This window comes from Brasilonema bromeliae SPC951, from assembly GCF_012912135.1.
Lineage (GTDB): Bacteria > Cyanobacteriota > Cyanobacteriia > Cyanobacteriales > Nostocaceae > Brasilonema > Brasilonema bromeliae.
Map to the genome: position 1 here is coordinate 4,754 of NZ_QMEB01000173.1, position 9,470 is coordinate 14,223.

Below are 9,470 nucleotides of genomic sequence, written 5' to 3' on the forward strand. Positions count from 1 at the left end.
GATGGAGACTGCGCCAGTACCAATGCTGGTTTCGGTGCGAACCCGTTTGCCAGCTGTAATAGCTTGTTTAAATAAGCGATTCAAAATTGTTTTTATACCGTTGTATTGCTGTCCCAGTTTGTGAGTATTTTTGACTTGAGCCAGAATTTGACCTTCTCCCAAAACCAGGCTATCTAAACCAGCAGCAACACGCATCAAGTGCATGACCGCATCTTGATGGAGCAAAACAAACAGATGTTGCCGTAAAGATGTGACTGGTAGTTTACTGTGTTCTGAGAGAAACTGAGTCACTTCTCGAATACCCTGTTCGGTTTCTTGAGCAACAACGTAAATTTCCAGACGGTTACAAGTGCTTAGTATTGCGACTTCTTCAATATGAGGATAGCTGAGCAAGTGCGCGATCGCACCTTCAGTCTGTGGTTCTGGAATACTCAGTTTTTCCCGAACTTCTACCGGGGCTGTTTTATGGCTTAACCCCACCACTGCTATATTCATTTGCTAAATCTTAGTTACTAATTGAGAATTAGGAATTGGGTAAAGGGTAAATGAATATTACTATCCTTTTACCCTTCCCCAAAAATTAGTGCAATTGCAATTCCTTGGGTTGTTTATCAAACATGTGGATAGTGTCCACAAATCGGGCAGTACGCGATTGGTTAGAAATTACCAAGCTTTGAGTTCTTGCGCCTCCTTGGAAGAAGCGGACGCCTTGCATGAGGTTACCAGTCGTAATTCCACAAGCAGCGAATAAGACAGTTTCACCAGATGCGAGTTCATGAGCATCGTAGACCTTATCGGGGTCATTGATATTCATAGACTTGAGCCGATCAAGGTTGGCTTGTTTGCTTTCGCCAATCAAACCAGTCTTGACGATCGCAGGATCGTAAATCAGTTGACCTTGGAAGTGACCACCCAAAGCACGCATTGCAGCTGCGGAAATAACGCCTTCTGGGGCTGCACCAATTCCCATCAGGGCATGAATGTTGGTTCCAGCAAAACCACAAGATATGGCTGCGCCCACGTCACCATCAGAAATCAGCTGGACTCTCGCTCCTGCGTCCCGGATTTCTTTGATCAAGTCGTTGTGGCGTTCACGCTTCATCACCACGACAACAAGTTCGTCGATACCTCTATCTAGAGCCTCAGAGAGAATCTTCAGGTTTTCAGTGGCAGATTTGTTGATGTCCACCTTCCCCTTAGCCGCTGGAGGAGCTGCTAGCTTCTTCATGTAGAAGTCGGGAGCAGCAAACAAACCACCTTTTTGAGAAATTGCCAAAACAGCCATTGAGCCTGGTTGACCGTAAGCTACAAGGTTAGTACCTTCACAGGGGTCAACAGCGATATCAATTTCAATGAGTTCATCAGGATTGCAGAAATTTTTGGCATCTGGCTGGCTACAAATACCAACTTCTTCCCCGATATAAAGCATGGGCGCGTCATCGCGTTCGCCTTCCCCAATCACGATGCGACCACGCATATAAATTTTGTTCATCCGTTCCCGCATGGCTTCTACAGCCACTTCGTCAGCGGTATTTTTTTCACCTTTTCCCATCCAGCGTGCGGATGCGATCGCGGCTTGTTCAACAACTTCAATAATTTCTAACCCAAGTGTATTTTCCACAAACTCTGCCCTCTCGGTTGCTTGATTTTGCGTCGTTCCAGAAACCTGTTTCAGTTTTCAAGTCTACCAAAGGGCGGATACCTATGGGGATACCTGTGGAAAATACTATCACTAACCCTTATGTTAAGTTTTGCATCTTATGAAGTTACATAGCACAAAACGACACACTTTCTCACCCATATATATCAAAAGCTTTATAGAAAATTGTGTTTCTTTGATGGTTTAACTTGACTTTTGCAATCAAGTTTCTACCAAGTTGCACTCAAGCGTATCTGGTGACCAATACAGTTGGTGATAAGCCTTTCTCTCTCCCAAGCACTCAAGAACTGCTTGCCTCAATGCATAAATTTTTGAAGTAAACCGTATGACTCAGGAGGCAAATCGTGCTTCTCAACGCTCGTTACCAGGCTCAGCCTGGTAACGAGAATACAGAGGCTCTGCCTCTTGTTGATAATGGTGCAATATTTCATCAGAACTTTCTGAGAACTTTACCTAAATTTAGCCGAATTTCGTTGTATCTACATATCGTCAACTTATTTTATGACCTAAGAGTGAAAGTCTGGCAAGTGAACACCACTTTGCTGTTTGTCATGGTTTTACTTGACTTTTGCAATGAAGTTTGTTCCAAATTGCAGTCAAACGTATCTTTACAGTATTGCTGTTAAATAAAACATTCTGAAATAGAACCATTTTGAACAACGGAGAAAATTTCTATGTCAATTGAAATATCAATAGCATTATTTTCTTATCTTTTGGGTGTTGTTATTCAATGGGTTGGATTTAGACCAAAATTCAGGGAATTAGACGAATACACAAATTTTCCCATAATTTGGGCTGCCAAAATAGTTACAATGATTGGTTGCTTTATGGAGGCTTTGACCTGGCCTTATAGTCTGATTTTAGAGAATGAACTTATTTTAGAAAAAAACGAAACGAAGTAAAAAAACTTCATTACTCTAGACTACATAAATAGATGTACGGTAGTTTGATTGGTCATTTAGCAACAATGACCAAGCCCTTTGGGGTGGATGTAAGAGTATAAGGGAAAGAAAGCTCCTGCTTTCCTACACCCCTACACCCCTATACCCCTTTTAAAGCTCCTCCAGTTTGTCTTGTGCCAGCCATGAATTAGACTAAATAATAGATGAAAATGATTCACAAAAAACTTTAAAAACATTATGTTGAACTCTCTGAACACCCTACTAGGTCGCCATCCTGAACGCATCAAAGCCAATGTTGAAATCTACACCTGGCAAACTTGCCCATATTGCATTCGCGCCAAGATGCTGTTGTGGTGGAAAGGTGTAAAATTCACGGAATACAAAATCGATGGTGACGAAACAGCCAGAGCAAAAATGGCAGAACGTGCTAATGGACGCCGCAGCGTACCGCAAATTTTTATTAACAATCAGCACATCGGCGGTTGTGATGACCTTTATCAGCTAGACACGCAAGCTCAATTAGACCCTCTTCTTGGTCAATCGGCTGTTTAGCTTCTCCTCAATAAGAATATGTCTCTTGAGTACACAGAATATCTCATACATCGTCAATGGATGAGTCGCGCTTTAGAGTTAGCACAAATAGCGGGTGATGCAGATGAAGTTCCTGTAGGTGCTGTTGTGATTGATTCGTCTGGAAGTTTGATTGCAGAAGGAGAAAACAGAAAAGAACGTGACAAAGATCCGACGGCGCACGCGGAAATAATTGCAATTAAAGCAGCGGCTCAAAAATTACGAACTTGGCGTCTTAACGAATGTACCCTTTACGTCACCCTAGAACCGTGTCCGATGTGTGCAGGTGCTATTGTACAGGCGCGCATAAGACTTCTAGTCTATGGAGTGGACGACCCCAAAACTGGTGCAATTCGTACCGTTGTGAATATCCCTGATAGCGCTGCTTCCAATCACCGCTTGCGTGTCATTGGGGGTATTTTAGAATCCTCCTGTCGTCAGCAATTGCAAGCTTGGTTTGTGAATCGACGACATTTTTCTAACTAACGGACAGAGGTAAAACTGTCCAGTGGGTGCTACACAAGTTAGGGAAGAAAATCTACGGTGTAACTAACAGAGTCTTGAATGTATTCAACCTAACAGCCAGTAGCTACCGTCATGATTTCGTTAAACTCTCCCTCTGATACTCCCTGTGAACATCTTGCTACTACGCCAGAAACAGCTAACGTGACTCACATTACGACCTCTGAGATTTCTCCTTGGTTAAGTCCTTTGGTGTATTTCTTAGGAGGTCACGTTCTTCTACCATCTTTCTTTGGAAGCATTAGAGTCACCGGACAAAAAAATCTTCCCCAAACTGGTCCTGTTATCCTTGCTCCCACACATCGGGCACGTTGGGATTCTTTGCTATTACCGTATGTCGCTGGTCGCTGCGTAACTGGACGAGATTTGCGATTCATGGTCACTGTGACTGAATGCCAAGGATGGCAAGGCTGGTTTGTTCGACGCTTAGGGGGGTTCTCTGTAGACCCTCAACGCCCCTCAATTACGACTCTCCGTCATAGTATTGAACTCCTTGAAAGGGGGGAAATGTTAGTTATTTTTCCTGAGGGGGGCATTTTTCGCGATCGCAAAGTTCACCCATTAAAGTCAGGAATTGCTCGTCTGGCTTTGAGTGCGGAATCTAGTCATCCTGAATTAGGCATAAAAATTGTACCCATCGGCATTAATTACAGCGAACCTTACCCTACATGGGGTACGGATGTAAGTATTCACATTGGTTCTGCAATAAAAGTAGCAGATTACACTAAAGGTTCTTTGAAACAAGATGCCAAGCGTCTTACTGGTGATTTGACAAAGGCTCTGCAAAAATTAAGTTATCAGGAATCACAAATCACTCCTCGTGCATTTGCAGAAATTGCGAATAGTTAACCTACAGCAGTGTTCAAAAGATTACACCACAAATCGTAGAGTGACCATTGTCCATAAAAGTTATGTGATGGACATTTGAGATATCGTGGCAATGCTCACCCGAAAGAAAACCCCCGTAAGGTAGACTTTTGTAACAACTCCTGCTGATTGCTAAGGGGAATTCAGTCAATTTCTTAATTCTCTTTTAGTCCCATCAAGCAATTAGCATTCTTAGTTGAAAAATCAGAGGAATTTGTGCGTTTGTTCATAGCGGTAATTTAGGTAGTACGCAGAAACTATGGGAACCTGATTTCGTTGATGTTCAGTCTAAATCAGGGAAACTGAATATGAGACTTTGTTTTGCCAAAGTTCAAAACAGAGTTAAGATACCCCAAGTTTCCATAACTGTTTTTTTAGTTACCTCTTTAAATGACCTCATGAACTCGTTTGCAACCATTCCTATATTTCGCTTCACTTCCTTAGTGGTGATAGCAACCCTGAGTTTGTTATCACCTGTTCATGCTCAAGTACAGCTACCCACTGGTTCTAGCCAACCACAACCCATAGATCCCAACGATCCAAATAACCTTCGTCCCACAGCACAAAATAACAGCCTTTTGAGCCTTGACGGAGGGAGGCGTCTCATGGCAGAAGCAAGTAATGCAGTTTCTTCTCAAAACTACGACGCAGCAGCAAAGAAACTTCAAGAAGCACGAGCCGTATTTAATCAGCTGTCTAATTTCTATCAAGAATTAAATTCTAGTTTTTCTGGAATTGACAATAGAGTTGCGGATGATCAACGAAAAAAGGCGCTAGAAACTGCCCAAATGCGAGACGAAGCTTCTTACCAGCTAGCATTGGTACATAGAGCGCAAAATAAGCCAGAATTAGCTGTACCGTTACTTGTTCAAATAGTTAAGAGTCAAAACCCAACACGTGATTTAGGTAAGAAAGCATATCAGCAGTTATTGGAATTGGGCTTTGTGAATGCTCCCTTTTCTGGAGGGGGTAGTAACGCTTCCTCTTCGCCCTCTGGTGCTTCCTCTTCTTCCCCTCAAAAAAATCCTCAAAAGAACCCTCAAAACAACCCTCAAAAGAAATAATCGAATTACCTCTGTCCTTTGCTCACCACTGCCCCTAATCCCCACTTGTCATTCACCCGAATGATAGGATGAGATTATTGGTGGTGGTGAGAAGTTTTGATGTTTGATGCTAAATTGCGTTTTCACTATTAGGACTTACGCAAAAACTCTTCTTAACTCTTATTCCTTTGTGTACGAGTGCGTACGAGTGCAGTAACCTCCTCTGCGTCTACGTTTTTTCAACATTTCGCGTAAGTCCTGATTATGTTATTGTTTGCCAAAGCCTGAGAATCTGGGCACATGCCAAACGCTAACGTGCACGCTACGCGCCATTCGTACCTCCTCATAAGGCACGCTTGAGTGTGTTTTGCTTAGCACGATAAGTTACCTCTTTGACTGCAACTCACTATAACTCTCTATTAAGATATATTTTAAATTGCCCAAATGCGGGAGTTACAATCCCTATTAGGCTTTGAAATGATTAGGAATTGCGATGATGAGTCCCCAGCAAGTAGAGGAAATGATAAAGATAGAACTGCCAGACGCCCTAGTTCAAGTGCAGGACTTGACTGGAGGCGGTGATCACTATCAAGTGACAGTCGTTTCATCGCAGTTTGCAAATAAAGGACTAGTACAACAGCACCAGTTAGTCTATGGTGCGCTTAAGCAAGCTATGTCTAGTGAAGCGATCCATGCTTTAGCACTAAAAACATATACTCCCGATGCTTGGGAAAATAGTCATTAGTCATGAGTCATTAGTCATGAGTCATCAGTCATGAGTCATGAGTTAGGACTAATGATCCAAGCCAAAAGACAACATCAGCAATTAGACTAAAAGCAAATCAGGAAACAAAAAGACCATGACGCCAGAACTTAAAGAGCGGATTGATAATTTAGTAAAACAAAACAAGATTTTGGTTTTCATGAAGGGAACCAAGTTAATGCCCCAATGTGGTTTCTCTAACAACGTCGTACAAATCTTAAATACGTTGGGAGTTCCCTTCCAGACAGTGAATGTTTTGGATGACTACGAAATCCGTCAAGGAATTAAAGACTATTCCAACTGGCCAACAATTCCCCAAGTCTATATCAACGGTGAATTCGTTGGTGGTTCGGACGTCCTTATTGAACTGTACCAGAAAGGCGAATTGCAGCAAATAGTGGAAGTAGCACTTGCTTCGTGAAATGAAGCAGATTGCAGTTAGCAGTTAGTTCTTCATAAATACAGTCCTAGGTGCTGAGTGTTGAGTAATGAGTGAGCTGATGAGCCAATTCACTCGTTACTCACGACTTGTTACCTAGGACTGCTTTGCTCGGAATTGTAAAGAAATATGTCCAAAAGTTCTCATCACGGCCACGCAGGTAATCAGGTATGTTATAATTACCTGCGTTGAGGTGCTGGTACTATTGATAACAAAAGGAAGATATTAATAGTAATCCAGTTGTGGTTGCGTCATTGTAAAGTTTGAAACATCGTGCAAGTAGCGATTAGCCTCCTCTTCTAAGCGATGAATCAGATACGGTTCAATAGCGTTACCGTGTTGCAGTGCGGCTATATAGCCATCCAAATACATCCGCATATCATCCATGCGATAACCGCGATTCCATAACTCGACGAAGGCGTCAGTTAGTCTTTGGTAATAGCGAATGGTTTGTGTGTCTTGGAGCATAACTGCTGTTGGAAAACTGTCTGAAATAGAGGATTGTAATTTATTCGAGCACCCAAGGGAAGTCTCACTTTCAGTTTGGCATTAACTATAAAGACGATATCTCCCCTAAAGGAAAAATCTCGAGCAGCTACAGACTATCTCGATCCTATTCCATAAAACTGGAAATATGATTATCAGGTAAGCTATTGTTATAATTGCCTCAACCAATAACTTAACTGGCAAGGTGAGTGAGTAGTAATCTGTACCGCTAGCTCGAATATGCTTCAACCGCAAAGCTGAAAAAGTTTTTTGGCAGAGGTTAGCTTATTTAGTAAGACTTCCTCGGTAAATGGCACCCAATTCAAAGCAGAGTTTGTAATCAAAAGCATTTTTACTAAGTCTAACAAAAATTTAAGATTATTACTAACTTGGCTTTGGACAACGCGTTAATCAAACGCTTTTTCTGTATTGATATTAGTAAATATGAATTTAATAACAATTGAGGTAACAAGGATTACAAAACCTAAGACATAGGCTTTGTTACCTTGAAATTTATGCACGCTAAGGGGTCTTGCCACCGTGGGTTCGGTTTGTATTGAAATCATTGAGGGAAATCCCCATCTGAGGTCATTGCTTGGTTGGCACTTGCAACAACTGGAGTATCGGGTGCATCAAGCTGCAAGTATTTATCAGGCTAGAGAAGTGTTTTTAAGCCATCAACCGACATTGGTTATTCTAGATGCCGATTTACCTGATGGTGATGGTATTGAGTTCTGCCGTTGGTTACATCGTCAACAACAGCCTCTGATTCTAATGCTATCTGCCCGTAATAATGAGGCTGATATTGTGGCTGGTTTAAAAGCGGGAGCAGATGACTACCTGTGCAAACCTTTTGGGATGCAGGAGTTTCTTGCACGGGTTGAGGCACTTATTCGCCGTAAGCGCACACCCGTTGCACCAGCTTATTTAGATTATGGTGCTTTGCAAATTGATTTGGTACAGCGTCGCGTTCGCATCCTCGGGGAGTTTATCGACTTAACGCCTCAAGAATTCAGTTTGCTCTACGTTTTAGCGCAAGCTGGAGGAGTACCTTTGAGTCGTTCTGAACTGCTACGTCGTGCTTGGCCTGATGCTATAGATAATCCACGCACCATTGATACTCATGTTTTATCATTACGGAAAAAAGTAGAACTAGACCCCCGCCAACCTAGTCTAATTCAAACTATCCGTAATGTAGGATACAGATTTAACACGGAAATTTTAAATGCTAATATTCCAAACTCGTCAACAAAGTTACCTAAAGAAAGATTCAACAATCAACGTTCTATGCTTAGCACTCAGCGCTGATAGAGGAACAACTTCAAATTTCAAATTCGTCTTGGGCTTTTGCTTGCGTTAACTTGTCTCTCAAGTTCAGCCAACTTATTTCAGAGGCTTCTTGATTGACAAGTAAGCGACCTTGTTGTAGACATAAAAGCCGTGTACAAAATTTCTCAACTAGCTCTAGCTGGTGATTGACCATAACAACTGTTGTTTGATAATTTTGAGCCAACTGGCTGAAAATTTCCACCAGATGCTCAGCCTGATTTACATCTAGGGCAGAGGTTGGTTCATCTAACAATAAAATTTTTGGTTGAATGACTAAAGCACGGGCGATCGCCACAAGCTGTCGTTGACCCAAAGAAAGCTGCACCTCAGTCCGCGTTAACCATTCATCTGGAATTTGCAACTGTTCTATCCAGTGACTGACGCGTTGCTGAATTGTTTGTTTGGGTAAACCACGCAAAACCAGTGGATAAGCCAAAGCTTCTTTTACTGTCATTCCTAATAGCTTTGGTTCTTGGGATACCAGTGTTACTATGGAGCGTAGCTGCAACACAGGAATTTGGGAATACTCCTGATTCTGCAGATAAATTTTACCGCTTGTGGGTTCACTTAAACGGTTCAGCAAGCGTAATAAATAAGTTTTTCCTGCACCAGATGGTCCAACAATAGCAACCCGTTCTCCCTCAAATACCTCAAAGGAAATATCCTGTAATATTGGATATCCCAGTTGATTATCCTGACTCTGGGTTTTCAGGCTGGCAAAAAGACTGACTTGTTCTAGCCACAGTTGTGCTTTGAGGCTAAGTTTCCCCATCTGCGTGTCTTGTTGAATTTCCAAATTAAACCTTTGTTGTGATAATTGTTCTTTTTGTCTCACAGGACTTACGCAAAAATAACGTAGTTGCACCCGTTGCGACGTAAGTCGTAACTA

12 protein-coding genes are annotated in these 9,470 nt (G+C 42.1%); 8 read left to right on the forward strand and 4 right to left on the reverse strand.

The window, feature by feature from the left end; all coding sequences use genetic code 11:
• Window positions 1-495, reverse strand: a 495-nt coding sequence (hemA, locus tag DP116_RS29525) for a glutamyl-tRNA reductase (RefSeq protein ID WP_246275713.1), incomplete at its 3' end; no start/stop codon positions are given.
• An 85-nt stretch (window positions 496-580) separates the two neighbouring features.
• Window positions 581-1,621: a class II fructose-bisphosphatase gene (gene glpX, locus DP116_RS19750; RefSeq protein ID WP_169156796.1), complete on the reverse strand. Its 1,041-nt coding sequence runs from the start codon at window positions 1,619-1,621 to the stop codon at window positions 581-583.
• 713 nt (window positions 1,622-2,334) lie between these two features.
• Between glpX and DP116_RS19755 the strand changes: the two genes are divergently transcribed.
• From DP116_RS19755 to grxD, 7 genes are all read left to right on the forward strand, one after another.
• Window positions 2,335-2,562: a hypothetical protein gene (locus DP116_RS19755; RefSeq protein WP_169156797.1), complete on the forward strand. Its 228-nt coding sequence runs from the start codon at window positions 2,335-2,337 to the stop codon at window positions 2,560-2,562.
• A 237-nt stretch (window positions 2,563-2,799) separates the two neighbouring features.
• Window positions 2,800-3,114, forward strand: coding sequence for a glutaredoxin 3 (gene grxC, locus DP116_RS19760; protein ID WP_169156798.1), 315 nt, complete (start codon window positions 2,800-2,802; stop codon window positions 3,112-3,114).
• Between the two features lie 18 nt (window positions 3,115-3,132).
• Window positions 3,133-3,618 (forward strand): tRNA adenosine(34) deaminase TadA, encoded by a 486-nt coding sequence (gene tadA, locus DP116_RS19765; protein WP_169156799.1) that lies wholly within the window; start codon window positions 3,133-3,135, stop codon window positions 3,616-3,618.
• Window positions 3,619-3,729: 111 nt separating this feature from the next.
• Window positions 3,730-4,503 (forward strand): lysophospholipid acyltransferase family protein, encoded by a 774-nt coding sequence (locus DP116_RS19770; protein WP_169156800.1) that lies wholly within the window; start codon window positions 3,730-3,732, stop codon window positions 4,501-4,503.
• 416 nt (window positions 4,504-4,919) lie between these two features.
• The gene (locus DP116_RS19775; protein WP_246275714.1) at window positions 4,920-5,585 is read left to right on the forward strand and encodes a hypothetical protein; all 666 of its coding nucleotides are present in this window, start codon (window positions 4,920-4,922) and stop codon (window positions 5,583-5,585) included.
• A 472-nt stretch (window positions 5,586-6,057) separates the two neighbouring features.
• Window positions 6,058-6,309 (forward strand): BolA family protein, encoded by a 252-nt coding sequence (locus tag DP116_RS19780; RefSeq protein ID WP_169156801.1) that lies wholly within the window; start codon window positions 6,058-6,060, stop codon window positions 6,307-6,309.
• A gap of 115 nt (window positions 6,310-6,424) precedes the next feature.
• Window positions 6,425-6,748, forward strand: coding sequence for a Grx4 family monothiol glutaredoxin (gene grxD / locus DP116_RS19785; RefSeq protein WP_169156802.1), 324 nt, complete (start codon window positions 6,425-6,427; stop codon window positions 6,746-6,748).
• A 243-nt stretch (window positions 6,749-6,991) separates the two neighbouring features.
• Here grxD and DP116_RS19790 read toward each other — a convergent pair whose 3' ends face one another.
• Complete coding sequence (locus tag DP116_RS19790; protein WP_169156803.1) at window positions 6,992-7,234, reverse strand: DUF6761 family protein; 243 nt, start codon at window positions 7,232-7,234, stop codon at window positions 6,992-6,994.
• 558 nt (window positions 7,235-7,792) lie between these two features.
• On the opposite strand from DP116_RS19790, the gene DP116_RS19795 reads away from it, so the two are divergent.
• Window positions 7,793-8,560 carry a response regulator gene (locus DP116_RS19795; protein ID WP_169156804.1) on the forward strand — a complete coding sequence of 256 codons (768 nt, stop codon included), beginning with the start codon at window positions 7,793-7,795 and terminating at the stop codon, window positions 8,558-8,560.
• A 13-nt stretch (window positions 8,561-8,573) separates the two neighbouring features.
• Here the strand turns inward: DP116_RS19795 and DP116_RS19800 are convergent, their stop codons facing one another.
• A complete protein-coding gene (locus DP116_RS19800) occupies window positions 8,574-9,353 on the reverse strand; it encodes an ABC transporter ATP-binding protein (RefSeq protein ID WP_169156806.1) in 780 nt (259 codons plus the stop codon).
• Window positions 9,354-9,470: the final 117 nt, after the last annotated feature.